The sequence below is a fragment of the Shinella oryzae genome (genome assembly GCF_023038235.1).
GTDB lineage: Bacteria > Pseudomonadota > Alphaproteobacteria > Rhizobiales > Rhizobiaceae > Shinella > Shinella sumterensis.
Window position 1 is genome coordinate 2,829,835 of the sequence record NZ_CP081987.1, and the last position, 15,505, is coordinate 2,845,339.

Annotated in this window: 15 protein-coding genes; 5 read left to right on the forward strand and 10 right to left on the reverse strand. The window is 65.4% G+C overall.

Features of this window, described 5'->3' with window-relative positions; all coding sequences use genetic code 11:
* Positions 1-3 precede the first annotated feature (3 nt).
* Positions 4-1,386 carry a sensor histidine kinase gene (locus K6301_RS13825; RefSeq protein WP_425475401.1) on the forward strand — a complete coding sequence of 461 codons (1,383 nt, stop codon included), beginning with the start codon at positions 4-6 and terminating at the stop codon, positions 1,384-1,386.
* A 99-nt stretch (positions 1,387-1,485) separates the two neighbouring features.
* Here the strand turns inward: K6301_RS13825 and K6301_RS13830 are convergent, their stop codons facing one another.
* Positions 1,486-2,127, reverse strand: coding sequence for a LysE family translocator (locus K6301_RS13830; protein WP_247217725.1), 642 nt, complete (start codon positions 2,125-2,127; stop codon positions 1,486-1,488).
* A gap of 176 nt (positions 2,128-2,303) precedes the next feature.
* Between K6301_RS13830 and K6301_RS13835 the strand changes: the two genes are divergently transcribed.
* Positions 2,304-2,789 (forward strand): MarR family winged helix-turn-helix transcriptional regulator, encoded by a 486-nt coding sequence (locus K6301_RS13835; protein ID WP_247217727.1) that lies wholly within the window; start codon positions 2,304-2,306, stop codon positions 2,787-2,789.
* Positions 2,786-3,991 carry a multidrug effflux MFS transporter gene (locus tag K6301_RS13840; protein ID WP_247217729.1) on the forward strand — a complete coding sequence of 402 codons (1,206 nt, stop codon included), beginning with the start codon at positions 2,786-2,788 and terminating at the stop codon, positions 3,989-3,991. Before K6301_RS13835 ends, K6301_RS13840 begins: the two co-directional genes overlap by 4 nt.
* 83 nt (positions 3,992-4,074) lie before the next feature.
* Here the strand turns inward: K6301_RS13840 and K6301_RS13845 are convergent, their stop codons facing one another.
* A complete protein-coding gene (locus K6301_RS13845) occupies positions 4,075-5,298 on the reverse strand; it encodes an argininosuccinate synthase (protein ID WP_160872091.1) in 1,224 nt (407 codons plus the stop codon).
* Between the two features lie 184 nt (positions 5,299-5,482).
* Between K6301_RS13845 and K6301_RS13850 the strand changes: the two genes are divergently transcribed.
* Positions 5,483-6,334, forward strand: coding sequence for an SDR family NAD(P)-dependent oxidoreductase (locus K6301_RS13850; RefSeq protein ID WP_247217731.1), 852 nt, complete (start codon positions 5,483-5,485; stop codon positions 6,332-6,334).
* Positions 6,335-6,416: 82 nt separating this feature from the next.
* On the forward strand, positions 6,417-7,058 hold the full coding sequence (locus tag K6301_RS13855) for a LysE family translocator (protein ID WP_247217733.1): 642 nt from the start codon (positions 6,417-6,419) through the stop codon (positions 7,056-7,058).
* A gap of 32 nt (positions 7,059-7,090) precedes the next feature.
* On the opposite strand, the gene K6301_RS13860 is transcribed toward K6301_RS13855, so the two are convergent.
* From K6301_RS13860 to K6301_RS13895, 8 genes are all read right to left on the reverse strand, one after another.
* Positions 7,091-7,885, reverse strand: a complete 795-nt coding sequence (locus K6301_RS13860; RefSeq protein ID WP_134649288.1) for an ABC transporter ATP-binding protein — start codon at positions 7,883-7,885, stop codon at positions 7,091-7,093.
* Complete coding sequence (locus K6301_RS13865; protein WP_134649287.1) at positions 7,885-8,763, reverse strand: ABC transporter permease; 879 nt, start codon at positions 8,761-8,763, stop codon at positions 7,885-7,887. The genes K6301_RS13860 and K6301_RS13865 overlap by 1 nt, the downstream gene beginning before the upstream one ends.
* Before the next feature lie 125 nt (positions 8,764-8,888).
* Entirely contained in the window at positions 8,889-9,842 is a 954-nt protein-coding gene (locus tag K6301_RS13870; protein WP_160872092.1) for an ABC transporter substrate-binding protein, read from the reverse strand.
* A gap of 119 nt (positions 9,843-9,961) precedes the next feature.
* Entirely contained in the window at positions 9,962-10,612 is a 651-nt protein-coding gene (locus K6301_RS13875; RefSeq protein WP_370340540.1) for a septation protein A, read from the reverse strand.
* A complete protein-coding gene (ftsY, locus tag K6301_RS13880; protein ID WP_247217735.1) occupies positions 10,609-12,120 on the reverse strand; it encodes a signal recognition particle-docking protein FtsY in 1,512 nt (503 codons plus the stop codon). The genes K6301_RS13875 and ftsY overlap by 4 nt, the downstream gene beginning before the upstream one ends.
* A gap of 12 nt (positions 12,121-12,132) precedes the next feature.
* Positions 12,133-13,410 (reverse strand): tRNA (N(6)-L-threonylcarbamoyladenosine(37)-C(2))-methylthiotransferase MtaB, encoded by a 1,278-nt coding sequence (gene mtaB, locus K6301_RS13885; RefSeq protein ID WP_247217737.1) that lies wholly within the window; start codon positions 13,408-13,410, stop codon positions 12,133-12,135.
* Positions 13,407-14,306: a diaminopimelate epimerase gene (gene dapF / locus K6301_RS13890; RefSeq protein WP_247217739.1), complete on the reverse strand. Its 900-nt coding sequence runs from the start codon at positions 14,304-14,306 to the stop codon at positions 13,407-13,409. The genes mtaB and dapF overlap by 4 nt, the downstream gene beginning before the upstream one ends.
* A gap of 78 nt (positions 14,307-14,384) precedes the next feature.
* Positions 14,385-15,467, reverse strand: a complete 1,083-nt coding sequence (locus K6301_RS13895) for an MBL fold metallo-hydrolase (protein WP_247217741.1) — start codon at positions 15,465-15,467, stop codon at positions 14,385-14,387.
* Positions 15,468-15,505: the final 38 nt, after the last annotated feature.

Sequence of the window (15,505 nt, forward strand, 5' to 3'; positions counted from 1 at the left end):
CTCCTGCCCGCCTCCTCGCTGCGCCGCCGCCTGCTGGCCTGGCTGCTCGTCTCCACGGCCGTGATCGGCGTCATCGCCCTGATCGACACCTACCGCGAGGCCGTCAAGACGGCGAATTCCGTCTCCGACCGCGTGCTCGCCGGCTCAGCGCTTGCCATCGCCGAACGCGTCGTGGTGACGGAAAACGGCGCGCTGGAGGTGGACATCCCCTATGTCGCGCTGGAAATGCTCACCTCGGCGGCGCAGGACCGCGTCTTTTACCGCGTGGACGGGCCGCCCGGCCAGTTCATCACCGGCTACCAGAACCTGCCCACCATCCCCCAGGCGGAAGGCCAGTCGATGGGCTTCGAGGACGCCACCTTCCGCGGCGAGCCGATCCGCATCGCCGTGCTTCACCGCTCGGCCTCGACGGGCATCAATTCCGTTCCCTTCGCGGTCACGGTAGCCGAAACCACCATCGCCCGCCGGCAACTGACGCAGGCGATCCTCATCCGCTCGGCGCTCCGTCTTGCCATGATGATCGCAGGTGCGGCCGCCATCGTGTGGATTGCGGTTACCGTGTCGCTGCGGCCGCTCTATCGCCTGAGCGATGCCATCGCCGAGCGCAGCCCCGATGATCTCCACCCCATCGAGCAGCGCGTGCCGAGCGAGGTGCAGGGGCTGGTCGACACGGTCAATTCCTTCATGGTGCGCCTGCAATCCGCGCTCGATGCCCTGCGCCATTTTTCCGGCAATGCCAGCCATCAGCTGCGCACGCCGCTCGCCATCATCCGCACCCAGCTCGCGCTGGCGAGCCGTGCCGCGACGCTGGAGGAGGCCCAGGAGGCCGCGCGCAAGGGCGATGCCGCCGTCGCCCATGCCGAACGCATCCTCGCCCAGCTTCTGCTGATGGCGAAGGTCGACGCCGCCGGTTCGAACGAGCCGCGCCGCCCCGCGCCGATCGACATCGCCGCCCTCGCCCAGCAACTCACGGCCGACCGCGTGCCGTCGGCGGCCGAAGCCGGCATCGATCTCGGCTATGAGGGCGACGGTCCCGTTCTCGCCCGCGCCGAGCCGTTGCTGTTCGGCGAACTGCTGCGCAACCTCGTGGAAAACGCCATCGCCTATGCCGGGCGCGGCGCGGAGGTCACGGTCAGCGTTCGCCAGGTGGCGGATACGGCGCTTCTTGCGGTGGAGGACAACGGGCCCGGCATTCCGCCTGAACGCCAGCCTCTCGTGCGCCAGCGGTTTTCGCGCGGCGAACACCGCGACGCGCCGGGCATGGGCCTCGGCCTGCCGATCGTCGAGGAGATCGCAGCACTGTTCGACGCGGCGGTTTCGCTGGAAAGCGGTCAGAACGATCGCGGGCTGCGCGTGACGGTCCGCTTCCCGCGCGGGTCCGGCTAGAGCATTTCCAGCCGAAGCGAAGTCGCTTCGGCGTCGGATAATGCGGTAAAAACAGGAATCTAGATCATTTCCGGTGAACCAGAGTTCACCGGAAATGATCTAAGCCTTGCGCCAGCCGAAGAGGCCGGGCGCCGCGTGCCAGATGGCCTGGACGGCAAAGCCCATGAAGAGCAGGCCCGACAGGCGCACGATGGCGAGCTCATGGCGGCGATAGAAGCGCCGCACCAGGCCTGCGCCGATGATCCCGATCAGGATGACATCGGCCACAAGGAAGCCGAAGAAGGACACGCCAAGCAAAGCCGGCAGCGCGGAAAAATCGAGCGCGTTGGAGGACCCCGCCAGCAGCGCCGTGAACGTGGCCAGCGCCACCGGATAGCCCTTCGGATTGGTGAGCCCGAAGACGAGGCCGCGCCGCAGCGGCCGCTCCACCGTCATCACGGCACTGCCGTCCTGACGCGGCTTCGCCCGCAGTGCCGACCAGCCGATCCATGCCAGATAGAAGCCGCACAGAAGGCCGAGCACGTCGAACACCGTCGTGCCGATCGTTCTGGCTCCGACGATGGCCACCAGCGCCAGTGCCGACCAGAGCAGGTCGCCCGCCAGATGCCCGCCCATGAAAAGCGCGCCCGCCTTGCGCCCTTGCCCCGCGCCGATGCCGAGAAGCGCGAGGAAAGCCGGTCCGGGAATGAGCACGTAGAGAAGGGCGGCCATAAAGGCGCCGAAGAACATCGTGGCTGTCATGGTTGCCCCCAAGAGATGGTTCAATCTCAGCGCTATCAGGGGATTCGTCAAGATGGGCGCGAAGAGCCTCGCCGTCGCGCTGCAAGGCAGCCATGCAAAGGAAAGCCGACTTTCCCGGTTGCGGCAAACCCTGTGAAATCGTAAGCAAGGCTTATAATATACATTGGAAAGCGTTCATGTCGTCCCGTCCCGATCCCGATGCACTCGGCTTCGTCCTCATCGATGTCGCACGCATGTTGAGAAGTGCCTTCGAGCGGCGCATCGCCTCCGCCGGTCTCGGCCTCACACCGGGCGAGGCCCGCACACTCGTCCGCATCGCCTCGCTGGAAGGCAGCCGCCAGTTCGATATCGCCCAGCGCATGGGCATCGAACCGATGACGCTCTCCACCTATCTCGACCGCCTCCAGAGCCTCGGCCTCATCGAACGGCGGCCGGACCCGGCCGACCGGCGCGCCAAGCTGATCTTCACCACCCCCGCCGCCAGCGCGCTGACAACGGGCATCCGCACGGAACAGCTCGAACTGATGCAGCAGGTGACGAGCGGCATAGGCGCAGACGAGCTGGCGCAGATCCATGGGCGCCTGAAGCTGCTGCGCGCCAACCTCTCGGCTCTGGAAGAAGACGACGCCGCCCTGACGCTGGCCCGGGAGACCGGACGATGACCCGGGCCCGCATGAGCGAGCGCCGCACCTCCATCATCAGCGCCTTCCTGGTCGCCATCGGCCCCGTTTCCATGGCGCTCTATACGCCCGCCATGCCGGAGCTGGTGCACGCCTTTGCCTCGACCGAATCGGCGATCAAGCTGACGCTCTCCTTCTATTTCGCGGGTTTCGCGCTCTCGCAGCTGGTGTCCGGCACCATGTCCGACGTGCTCGGACGGCGAAAGACGACGCTGATCTTCCTGTCCGTCTACCTCATCGGCAGCCTGATGGCGGCCTTCGCGCCGACCGTGGACGTGCTGCTGGCCGGCCGCCTCGTGCAGGGCATCGGCGTTTCGGTCGGCACGACCGTCTCGCGCGCCATCGTGCGCGACCAGTTCACCGGCAGCGAGGCCGCCCGCATCATGAACATGGTGGGCATGATGTTGGCCATCGGCCCGGCCGTGTCGCCGACGCTCGGCGGTTTCGCACTCGGCCTGTTCGGCTGGCAGTCGATCTTCTTCCTGATGGTGGGCTTCGCGCTATCGGCCTGCGGCATCGTCTATTTCTGCATGGCCGAGACGACGACGCCCGATCCCACCCGGGGCCATATCCGGCCGATCCTGAGCGCCTACCGCACCATCGCCACCAGCCCGCGCTTTCTGTCGGCGACATTGGTGATAGCGGGCGCCTTGGGCGCCCTTTACGGCCAGGCGACCATGCTGCCCTTCATTCTCATCGATCGCGTCGGGCTGACACCCACCCAGTTCGGCGTCGGCATGCTCATGCAGTCCGGCTTCTTCTTCCTCGGCACCGTCGCCGTGCGACTCCTGATGCGCCGGCTCACGGCCAACGGGATCGTCATCGCAGGCCTCTGTTCCATCGGCACCGCGAGCATCCTCATCGTGCTGGCATCGCATGTGCTGGCGCAACCGACCTTTCTCAGCGTCATGGGCCCGGTCGGTCTCTATGCCTTCGGCATCGCCTTCGTCATGCCCTACATGATGACCGCCGCCATGGAACCCTTCCCCCATATTGCCGGCTCGGCATCGGCGGCGATGGGCTTTATCCAGATGGGCTCCGGCTTCCTAGCCGGCGTGATCGCCGCCGCCATCGGCAAGCCGCTCTTCGCCTTCGGCATCATCATCCCGTCCATGGGCCTCATGGCGGTTCTGGCCTACGCCTGGCATCGTGCGGTGTGCGCGCGAGCAGGCCCTTGCGGGTAAAACCGCGGCCGTAAGACCCGCGGAATGAAAAAGGCCCGCTGCCGTCCCCGGCAGCGGGCCTTTCCATATGGATGCCTTCGCGATCAGCCGCGCTTGTTGCGGGCGGCGAGCGTGCGCAGGCGCAGTGCGTTCAGCTTGATGAAGCCGGCGGCGTCCTTCTGATCGTAGGCGCCCTGGTCGTCTTCGAAGGTGACGAGCTTGTCGGAATAGAGCGACTTGTCCGACTCACGGCCGATTACCATGACATTGCCCTTGTAGAGCTTCAGCGTCACTTCGCCCTCGACATGGGTCTGGCTCTTGTCGATCAGCGCCTGCAGCATCTCGCGCTCCGGCGAGAACCAGAAGCCGTAATAGATCAGTTCCGCGTAGCGCGGCATCAGCTCGTCCTTGAGATGCGCGGCACCGCGGTCGAGCGTGATGCTCTCGATGGCGCGATGCGCGGCAAGCAGGATCGTGCCGCCGGGCGTCTCGTAGACGCCGCGCGACTTCATGCCGACGAAGCGGTTCTCGACGAGGTCGAGACGGCCGATGCCGTTGTCACGACCGTACGTGTTGAGCGCGGCCAGCAGCGTCGCCGGCGACATGCGCACGCCGTTGATCGATACGGCATCGCCGCGCTCGAAGCCGACCTTGATGATGGTCGCCTTGTCGGGTGCGGCTTCCGGCGAAATGGTGCGCATATGCACGTATTCGGGGGCTTCGATGGCCGGATCTTCCAGAACCTTGCCCTCGGACGACGAGTGCAGCAGGTTGGCGTCGACCGAGAACGGCGCTTCGCCCTTCTTGTCCTTGGCGACCGGGATCTGGTGCTGCTCGGCGAATTCGAGCAGGTGCGTGCGGCTCTTGAACGACCAGTCGCGCCAGGGGGCGATGATCTTGATGTCGGGGTTCAGCGCATAGGCCGAAAGCTCGAAGCGGACCTGGTCGTTGCCCTTGCCGGTCGCGCCATGCGCGATGGCGTCGGCGCCGGTCTTGGCGGCGATCTCGATCAGGTGCTTGGAGATCAGTGGGCGGGCGATCGACGTGCCGAGCAGGTAGACGCCTTCATAGACCGCATTGGCACGGAACATCGGGAAGACGAAATCGCGCACGAATTCCTCGCGCACATCCTCGATGAAGATCTCCTTGATGCCCAGCATCTCGGCCTTCTTGCGCGCCGGCTCCAGCTCTTCGCCCTGGCCGAGGTCGGCCGTGAACGTCACGACTTCCGCGTTGAGTTCGGTCTGAAGCCACTTCAGGATGATCGAGGTATCGAGGCCGCCGGAATAGGCCAGCACGACTTTCTTTACGTCTTTATGTGATGCCATGATGATGAGGTCCGTTGCATGAGGGACGCCGCAAACCCGCGAAGGCCCGGTTTCGCGGGCACTTTTAGCGAGATTGGCGCGTGACGCAAGGGCGATGCCCGCCGCATCCTGCCGCAAGCAGGGTTTGACGCCGCCGCGGGCGACCCCATATTGCGCAGACAGGACCATGGAAGGGGATGAACCCATGACCGACCTCAAGGACATCATCAAGGAAGCCAATGTCGCCGTCATCACCGGCGGCGCCTCCGGGATCGGCCTTGCCGCCGCACGGCGCTTTGCCGAGGCCGGCATGTTCGTGACGATCGCCGACCGCAATGCCGACCAGCTTGCCGAGGCGCGTGCCGAGCTCGAGGCCATCGCCGGCGAGGCCAACATCATGGCGGTGGAGACCGACGTCGCGCACCGCCACGAGCTGGAAGCGCTGGAACACGCCGTCCAGCAGCGTTTCGCCCGCGTTCATGTGCTCATGAACAATGCCGGCATCCAGCCGGACACGTCGATCTTCAGCGCCGAGGCGAACTGGGACCACATCCTCGCCGTCAACCTCATGGGCGTCATCCACGGCACGCAGGTCTTCGGGCCCAACATGCTGGCCCATGGCGAGCCCGGACTGATCATCAACACCGGCTCCAAGCAGGGCATTACCACACCACCCGGCAATCCCGCGTATAATGTCTCCAAATCCGGCGTGAAGGTCTTCACCGAGGCGCTGCAGCACGAGCTGCGCAACACCGAGGGTGCGAGGCTTTCCGCCCATCTCCTCATCCCCGGCTTTGTCTATACCGCGCTCACGAAGGGCGACCGCACGGAAAAGCCGGATGCCGCCTGGACACCGGCGCAGACCGTCGATTTCATGATGGACAGCCTGGAACGCGGCGATTTCTATATCCTCTGCCCCGATAACGACGTGCCGCGCGCGCTCGACGAACGCCGCATGGCATGGGCGATCGGCGACGTCATCGAAAACCGCCCGCCGCTGTCGCGCTGGCACCCCGACTATGCGGAGGAATTTCGCGCCTTCGTGGAAGAGACGTGACGGGCCATAACAAGCTTTGATTGGTAATCGGCGGAAAGCCGGATAAGAGTTTTCGACCTTTCCGGCTTTCGAGACCCTTGCCATGGACTTCCTGCCCACGCTCCCGACACTGCTCGCCTTTTCCGCGGCAAGCCTGCTGCTCGCCGCCACCCCTGGCCCCGACATGACATTGTCGATCAGCCGGGCGCTGTCGCAAGGGCGCGGCGCCGCGCTGTTCGTCGTTCTGGGCACCGGGCTCGGCATCTGCGTGCACACGCTGCTCGTGGCTTTCGGCATCGCGGCTCTCATCACCGCCTCGCCCACCGCCTTCATGATCCTCAAGACCGGCGGCGCGGCCTACCTGCTGTGGCTTGCCGTGCAGGCCATCCGCCACGGTTCGAACTTCACGGTGAAGGCCGCGACGGGCCCGCGCGGCACCGCACTCGCCAATATCTCGACGGGCTTCTGGGTGAACCTGCTCAATCCCAAGGTCATCATCTTCTTCATGACCTTCCTGCCGCAGTTCGTTTCGGCGGGCGACCCGCACGTCACCGGCAAGCTCATCTTCTTCGGCGTCTTCTTCATCCTGATCGGCATGCCGGTCAATGCCATGGTCGTGCTGGCGGCAGACAAGCTGGCCGCCTGGCTTCAGCAGAACCCGAAGGTGCTGCGCGGCATCGACTACACCTTCGCCGGCGTGTTCTCGGTCTTCGCGATGAAGATCTTCCTCACACAGGCGCGCTGACGCGGAAGGTCGAACCGCCTATTGCAGATCCCTCAGCCGATCAGCAGGGCGTCGTCATCCAGCGTCTGGCCGCGCATCTTGCGGAACATCGCGATGAGATCCTCGACCTGCAGCGTCTTGCGGCTGTCGCCGGCCACATCCAGCACGATCTCGCCGCCGTGCAGCATCACCGTGCGGTGGCCGTAATCGAGCGCCTGGCGCATGGAATGCGTCACCATCAGCGTCGTCAGCTTGCGCTCCGAAACGATCTTCTGCGTGAGGGTCATGATGAACTCGGCCATGCCCGGATCGAGCGCCGCCGTGTGTTCGTCGAGCAGCAGCACGTCGGAACCGGCAAGCGTGGCCATAACGAGCGAGACCGCCTGACGCTGGCCGCCGGAGAGCAGGTCCATGCGGTCGCGCATGCGGTTCTCAAGCCCGAGATTGAGCTCGGCGATGCGGTCGCGGAAGAGCGCGCGCCGCTGTGGGCCAAGCGCGGAGGCAAGCCCGCGCCGTTCGCCGCGACGGGCGGCGAGCGCCAGGTTCTCCTCGATCGAGAGCGCACCGCAGCTTCCCGTCAGCGGATCCTGGAAGACGCGCGCGACGCGGCCCGCACGAGCGGCCGTGCCCTGTCGCGTGACATCGGCCGTGCCGATTGTCACCTTGCCTTCGGTCGCGATCACGTCGCCCGCGAGAACGCCGAGCAGCGTGGACTTGCCCGCACCGTTGGAGCCGATGACCGTGACGAACTGCCCCTCCTCGATGGTGAGGCTGACGCCGTTCAGCGCCTGCTTCTGCAGCGGCGTGCCCTTGCCGAAGGTGACCTTGATATCGGAAACAGAAATCATCAGGCGGCTCCTCCGCGGCGAAGGCGCGGCAGAACAAGCGCCACGGTGACGAGCAGCGCCGTCACGAAGTTGAGGTCCGAGGCCTGGAGGCCCAGAATATCGGACGACAGCGCAAGCTGGATGGCGATGCGGTAGAGGATCGAGCCGACGACGCAGCCGATCAGCGCGATCAGGATGCCGCGCGCGCCGAACAGCGTCTCGCCGATGATGACGGCGGCAAGGCCGACGACGATCGTGCCCACACCCGACGTCACGTCGGCAAAGCCGTTGGTCTGGGCAAACAGCGCGCCGCCGAGCGCGACGAGCGCGTTGGAAAGCGCAATCCCCAGATAGATCTGCTTGTTGGTGTTGACGCCCTGCGCGCGCGCCATGCGGGCGTTAGCCCCGGTCGCGCGCATCGAAAGGCCGGCATCGCTTTCAAGGAAGCGCCAGACCACAATGACCGCGATGACGACGAGGACGCCGACGAACAGCGGGCGGACATAGAAATCCCGCAGGCCATGGCCGAAGAACGGGCTGATCATCGTCTCGGCATTGATCAGCGCGACGTTCGGCTTGCCCATCACACGCAGGTTGACGGAGAAGAGCGCGATCATCGTCAGGATCGACGCGAGCAGGTTGAGAATGCGGAACCGCACGTTCAGCACGGCCGTCACCAGCCCCGCCAGCGCGCCCGCCACCATGGCGACCGCGGCGGCCAGCCACGGATTGACGCCCGCGATGATCAGCACGGCGGCCACGGCGGCCCCCAGCGGAAACGACCCGTCGACGGTCAGGTCTGGAAAATCCAGCACGCGGAAGGCAAGGTAAACGCCGATCGCGACGAAGGCATAGACCAGCCCCAGTTCGACGGCACCCCAGAAGGCAATCAGGCTCACGGTTCTCGGCTTTCTCTTGGGTCACCTCCCGCAGGCATGCGGGTCGGGTCCTCTTAACAGATCAACCGCTGCCGGGCGATCCGGCAGCGGTTGATTCCGATTGGCGATGCGCGGGGGGCCCGCGTTTAGTCGATGACGCGGGTCGCGCGGCCGACGACGGCTTCGGGAAGCGTGACGCCCATCTTGGTCGCCGCGCCCTTGTTGACGACGAGATCCGTGCCGGCGGCAACCTTCACGGCGATATCACCCGGCTGCTCGCCCTTGAGGATGCGCACGACGATGTCGCCCGTCTGCTTGCCCACGTCCTTGTAGTTGAAGCCGAGGGCCGCGATGGCGCCGCGAGAGACGGAATCCGTGTCGGCGGTGAAGAGCGGCAGCTTGGCTTCCTCGGCAACGGCGACCGCGCCTTCCAGCGCGGAGATGATCGTGTTGTCCGTCGGGATGTAGATCGCGTCGGCACGGCCGACCAGCGCGCGGGCAGCGCCCTGCACTTCGGCGGACTTGGTGGCGGCGGATTCGACGACGGTGAGGCCGGCCTTTTCCGCTTCGGCCTTCAGCACGGCAAGCAGCGAAACGGAGTTCGCCTCACCAGAATTGTAGAGATAGCCGATGGTCTTCGCCTCCGGCAGGATTTCCTTGATCAGCGCGAGATGTTCGGCGACCGGCGACATGTCGGAGAGGCCCGTCACGTTGCCGCCCGGCTTGTCCATGTCGGTGACGAGCTGCGCGCCGAGCGGATCGGAAACCGCCGTGAAGACCACGGGAATGTCCTTTGTCGCGGACACGACGGCCTGGGCCGACGGCGTGGAGATCGGCACGATCACCGTCGGATCCTCACCGACGAACTGGCGGGCGATCTGCGCCGCCGTCGCGGGGTTGCCCTGCGCCGACTCGTAGAGGAACTTCAGGTTCTCGCCGTCCTTGTAGCCTGCCGCTTCCAGCGTTTCCTTCACGCCGTCGCGCACCGCATCCAGCGCCGGATGTTCGACGATGGCGGTTACGGCAACCGTGACGTTTTCGGCCTTTGCAGGCAGCGAAAGGGCAAGCGTTGCCGCACAGGCGAGCAAAAGGTGGCGCATGAAGTCTCTCCCTTGAACGAATTTTGGCCTTTCTAGGCAAATCGCCCGGCCAGATCAATTGTCGGACTTCGGTCGTTCAATCACATTTTCTGATGGAATCTTCTGGCCGGCGCAAAACCTCAGGACACCTTGCCCTCTTCCGTCTGGTCGGCGGAATAGCGCATGATGAGCGGCATCTGGGCAAGCGTGAAGACGATGGTGATGGGCATCGTGCCCCAGACCTTGAACGCCACCCAGAAATCGGTCGAGAACGAGCGCCAGACGACCTCGTTCAGCACGGCCAGGAAGAGGAAGAACAGGCCCCAGCGCAGCGTCAGCTTGCGCCAGCCCTCGTCGGTGAGCTTGAAGGCGGCATGGAAGACGTAGCCGAGCAGCGATTTGCCGAACAGAAGCCCGCCGAGCAGGATCGCGCCGAACAGCGTGTTGACGATGGTGGGCTTCATCTTGATGAAGGTGTCGTTCTGCAGCCAGAGCGTCAGCGCTCCGAAAACGAAGACCACGATGCCCGAGATGAGCGGCATCATCGGCAGCGTGCGCGTCAAGATCCAGGAGACGATGAGCGCGATCGCCGTCGCGGCCATGAAAAGCCCGGTGGCGATAAAGATCGGGCCGCCCATTTCGGCCAGCACGGGAAAGTGCGCGGCCAGCCATTCGCCGCGCGAATTGGCGAAGAAGAACACGACGAGCGGGCCGAGTTCCAGCACCATCTTGAGGAGCGGGCTGACCTTCTCCTCCGTCTTTGCCGGGGCGTCCATCGTTGCCTTGCTCATGCCTGTACTCCTGCAATCGCTTCCGCGAAATCCTTGGCCTCGAAGGGTTCGAGATCGTCGATCCCTTCCCCGACACCGATGAAATAGACCGGCAGCTTGTGCTTGGCGGCGATCGCCACAAGAATGCCGCCGCGGGCCGTACCGTCCAATTTTGTCATGATCAGGCCCGAGACGCCCGCGACGTTGCGGAAAATCTCGACCTGGTTCATGGCGTTCTGGCCGGTCGTGGCATCGAGCGTCTGGAGCACGGTGTGCGGTGCGTCCGGATCGAGCTTGCCGAGCACGCGCACGATCTTCTCCAGTTCAGCCATCAGCTCCGTCTTGTTCTGGAGCCGCCCGGCGGTGTCGATGATCAGCACGTCGCTCTTGCTTTCCTTCGCCCGCTCATAGGCCTCGTAGGCGAGGCCCGCCGCATCGGCGCCGAGCTTGGAGGAGACGATCTCCGAGCCGGTGCGCTCCGCCCATATCTTCAGCTGCTCGATGGCCGCCGCACGGAACGTATCGCCGGCGGCGAGCATCACCTTGAGGCCCGCGCCGGAGAGTTTTGCGGCGAGCTTGCCGATGGTCGTGGTCTTGCCCGTGCCGTTCACGCCGACGACGAGAATGACATGCGGCTTGTGATTGAGGTCGAGTTCCAGCGGCCTTGCGACCGGCGCGAGCACCTTGGTGATCTCGCTTGCCATGATGCGCGAGACGTCGGCGCCCGTCACATCCTTGCCGTAGCGCTCGGACGCCAGCGTATCGGTGATGCGCAGCGCCGTCTCCACACCGAGATCGGCCTGGATCAGCAGATCCTCCAGATCCTGCAACGTGTCGTCGTCGAGCTTGCGCTTTGTGAAAAGGCTGGTGATCTGCCCCGTGAGCTGCGAGGAGGTGCGCGAAAGCCCCTCGCGCAGGCGCTGGAACCACGTGCGCTTCGGCTCCGGCGCCGCCACCTCGGCGACGGGCTTGCTTTCAGCCGTGGCAAAGCCCTTGGGCAGCGCCTTCGGCTCGACGGAAACAGCCTCTTCCAGAACGGGATCCTCGGCTGCCGCGGCCACGGCCTGCTCTTCGGCCGGCGCAACGCTTTCTTCCGGCTCAACGACATCTTCGACAGGAGCAACGGGCTCCTCCACCACCTCGATGTCTTCGCTCGGCGCGTCCGGTTCCTCGTCGGGCGTCGGGTCTTCGATTGCCTCTGCCGGAACGTCGTCCGAAGGCCCGCCCGCCGTTTCCATCTCGGCCGGCGCGACCGGGTCCTTGGCGACCGGCAGGTTCGGCGCGTGCGGCAGCGGATAGATATCCGGCTCCGGCTCGTCGGGAACGTGGCTGCCGGCCTCCGGATTGGCGGCCTCGGCCTCGTCGAGCAGCGCGTCGCGCTCTTCCGTCGCGACGGGCCCTTCGGTAATCGGCGCAGGCGCCACCGCCACATCGTCAGGCACGACGGCGGGAACCTCCGCCTCCGGCTTCTGCTCGGGCGCGGTGTCTTTTCCGAAGGTGAAGATCTTCTTGATGAAGCCGAGGGCCATGAAAGGTGTCCGCTAGTTATGCGAGAAGGCGGTTACGGGCCGCATCGTCAGGTGCTTTCCATTGTGGCCGGTGATCGTCACCGGCACAAGGTCGCGCGGCTTGAGACCCGCGGCATCGACAAGCGTGAAGTTTTCTGTGTGGGCAAGGCCGTTGTTCTCGACGAGGATCATTTCCTCTCTCCCGATCATGGAGACGAGATGGGCCTCCGCGAGCCGTTTTCCAGTCTCGCGCAGGCGCCCCGCACGCTCCTTGACCAGCGCCCGGTCGAGCTGCGGCATGCGCGCGGCCGGCGTTCCCGGGCGCGGGCTATAGGGAAAGACGTGCAGATGCGCGATGCCGCAATCCTGCGCAAGCCGCGCGGCATTGGCGAACATCTCCTCCGTTTCCGTCGGAAAACCGGCGATCATGTCGGCGCCGAAGCTCGCCTCAGGGCGCAGATCGCGCACGCGGCCGCAGAAGGCGCGCGCGTCGGCGGCCGAATGGCGGCGCTTCATGCGCTTGAGGATCATGTCGTCGCCGTGCTGCAAGGACAGATGCAGATGCGGCATGAAACGCGGCTCGTCGGAAATCAGGTCCCAGAGATGGTCGTCCGCCTCGATGCTGTCGATGGAGGAAAGCCGCAGGCGCCGGATCTCCGGCACCTGCTTCAAAAGCGTCTTGGCAAGCAGGCCGAGGCTCGGTTTTCCGGGCAGGTCGGCGCCGTAGCTGGTCGCGTCCACGCCGGTCAATACGATTTCGCAATAGCCGCTCTCGACGAGTTTGCGCGCCTGCTCCACCACCGCGCCCATCGGCACCGAGCGCGAATTGCCGCGACCATAGGGGATGATGCAGAAGGTGCAGCGGTGGTCGCAGCCGTTCTGCACCTGCACGAAGGCGCGCACATGGCCGTCGATGAGCTTCACCATCTGCGGCGCGGTTTCCCGCACGCTCATGATGTCGTTGACAACAAGCTTCTCTTCCGCCGAGACGCCGAAATCCGGCAAACGGCGATAGGAGGCGCTTTTCAGCTTCTCCTCGTTGCCGAGCACGGCATCCACTTCCGGCATGCCGGCGAAGGTCTCGCTTTCGGTCTGCGCGGCGCAGCCGGTGACGATGATGCGGGCGTGCGGATTGTCGCGGCGCGCACGGCGGATCGCCTGCCGCGCCTGGCGCACGGCCTCACCGGTCACCGCACAGGTGTTCACCAGCACGGCATTGTTCAGCCCCGCCTTCTCGGCTTCCGCACGCATCACTTCCGATTCGTAGGTGTTGAGCCGACAGCCGAAGGTTATGACCTCGACCCCGCTCAAAGGGCGGCCGCCTCGGCGTCATCCCGGCAGAACGCGCCGGTTGTGGGATCAAGCATGCCCGACCATTCCCATTCGGCGGGGCCGGTCATGACGACATGATCGTCTTCGCGCCATTCGATGGTGAGCTTGCCGCGGTTCGGGCTGCTGGCGACGGTGATCTCCACCGTGCGGCCCGTGCGGCCGGTGCGCGCGCCCGAAACACCCGCCGAGCAGGCGGCCGATCCGCAGGCGAGCGTCAGCCCCGCGCCGCGCTCCCAGGTGCGCGTCGTCATCGTGTTCGGCGAGGTCACCTGCGCCAGCGTTATATTCGCCTTTTCCGGGAACATCGGGTGGTTTTCGAGCAGCGGGCCGAACCGGTCGAGATCGAAGCTCATCGGGTCGCGGTCGACCCAGAAGATCGCATGTGGATTGCCCATCGACATGACCGAGGGCGAATGCAGCACGGGATCGTCGATCGGCCCGATCTGCAGCTCGATCCGGCTCGTATCGTAGAATTCCTCGGCGAGCGGAATGCGGTCCCATTCGAAGACCGGCTTGCCCATGTCGACGGAAATCGTGCCGTCCGCGTGCTCGACGGCGTTCAGGATGCCGGCAACGGTCTGGAAGGTGAAGGCCTTCTTGCCCGTCTCGGCGGCCAGCGCCTGCACCACGCAGCGTGTGCCGTTGCCGCAGGCCTGCGCCCGCGTGCCGTCGCAATTCAGGATATCGATGAAGGCATCGGTGCCGTCGACCTTCGGATCGTGGATCGCCATGATCTGGTCGAAGCGCGTCGCGGGGTCGGCATTGAGCGCGATCGCCGCCGCCGGCGTGACGACATCCGGACGGCCGCGCATGTCCACGACCAGGATCATGTTTCCCAGCCCGTTCATCCTTGCGAATTCGACCGTTTCTGTCATTGCGCCTGCCCGATTGGGCCCAAGGTGGCCCGTTGGGCCGTATATGGCGGAAAAGCCCGCGGATTTCCAGTACTTTGCTCAGACGGTGGAGCGGGGAACCTCAAACATCTCGCCGGGCCTCAAAGCGCGAAAACGTTCGCGCCCGATGCCGGCCGCATCCAGCGCACTTTCCAATGCCGCCAGCGGTTCGTCCACGCCCTCGTTGGTCAGCCGGAACGTGCCCCAGTGATGGCCGGCGACAAAGGCGGCACCGCTCGCCACCATGCCCTGCACCGCCTCATCCGGATTCTGGTGCTGCGGGCGCATAAACCAGCGCGGTTCGTAGGCGCCGAAGGGCAGGTTGGCGAGGCGGATCGACCCATGCTTCTCGCGGATAGCCCGGTAGTTGATGCCCCGGTGAAAGCCGGTATCGCCGATATGGTAGATCTTTCCGCCCGGCGTCTCGATGAGGAAGGCCGACCACAGCGCCATGCGGCGATCGGCCAGCCCGCGCGCCGACCAGTGGTGGCACGGTTCGCAATGAAGCGTCACATCAGCCGTCAAGGGCGTGCTGCCGCCCCAGTCCATGGTCGTGACGCGCCCCTTGCCGGCGGCCGGTCCGATGATCCTGTCATTGCCGAGCGGCGTGAAGATCAGGCAATCGTCCCGCCTGGCCAGCGTTTTCAGCGTCGCGAGGTCGAGATGGTCGTAGTGGTTGTGCGTGACGAGCACGATGTCGATCTTCGGCAGGTCGGCGAGCCGGATGCCCGGCGGATTGACGCGCTTGGGCCCGGCAAAGGGCAAAGGGCTCGCCCGGTCGCTCCAGACGGGGTCGGTCAGGATGTTGAGGCCGGCGGTCTGGATCAGGATTGTAGCATGGCCCACCATGGTCACGACAAGGCGATCACCCTCGACCCGCGCCTCCGGCACCGCCGGCGGAAACGGGCTCGGCCAGTCGGTCGGCCAGGCCACGCGTCCGCCACCGAATTGCCAGCGCAGCAGCTCGACAAAATTGTTCGGCTCCTCGCCATCGGGATTGAAGAAGCGCGTTCCGTCGAAATGGTCGCTGACGGGGCCGTCATAATAGCGGTTCGCCGCCCGGCCCGTGCTCGCGGCCGCGCCGCCCGCAGGCATCGCGAGAGCACCTATGCCTGACCATTTGAGAAATTTGCGACGATTCATCGCCAGAAGATAGGTGTGCGCGCCTTTTGCCGCAACGG

Coding starts and splice junctions, on each gene's coding strand:
- K6301_RS13875 (WP_370340540.1), bottom strand. CDS start 10,612: ATGAGCAAGGCAACGATGGACGCCCCGGCAAAGACGGAGGAGAAGGTC.
- K6301_RS13855 (WP_247217733.1), top strand. CDS start 6,417: ATGGACTTCCTGCCCACGCTCCCGACACTGCTCGCCTTTTCCGCGGCA.
- ftsY (WP_247217735.1), bottom strand. CDS start 12,120: ATGGCCCTCGGCTTCATCAAGAAGATCTTCACCTTCGGAAAAGACACC.
- K6301_RS13840 (WP_247217729.1), top strand. CDS start 2,786: ATGACCCGGGCCCGCATGAGCGAGCGCCGCACCTCCATCATCAGCGCC.
- K6301_RS13870 (WP_160872092.1), bottom strand. CDS start 9,842: ATGCGCCACCTTTTGCTCGCCTGTGCGGCAACGCTTGCCCTTTCGCTG.
- K6301_RS13830 (WP_247217725.1), bottom strand. CDS start 2,127: ATGACAGCCACGATGTTCTTCGGCGCCTTTATGGCCGCCCTTCTCTAC.
- K6301_RS13845 (WP_160872091.1), bottom strand. CDS start 5,298: ATGGCATCACATAAAGACGTAAAGAAAGTCGTGCTGGCCTATTCCGGC.
- K6301_RS13850 (WP_247217731.1), top strand. CDS start 5,483: ATGACCGACCTCAAGGACATCATCAAGGAAGCCAATGTCGCCGTCATC.
- K6301_RS13860 (WP_134649288.1), bottom strand. CDS start 7,885: ATGATTTCTGTTTCCGATATCAAGGTCACCTTCGGCAAGGGCACGCCG.
- K6301_RS13895 (WP_247217741.1), bottom strand. CDS start 15,467: ATGAATCGTCGCAAATTTCTCAAATGGTCAGGCATAGGTGCTCTCGCG.
- dapF (WP_247217739.1), bottom strand. CDS start 14,306: ATGACAGAAACGGTCGAATTCGCAAGGATGAACGGGCTGGGAAACATG.
- K6301_RS13835 (WP_247217727.1), top strand. CDS start 2,304: ATGTCGTCCCGTCCCGATCCCGATGCACTCGGCTTCGTCCTCATCGAT.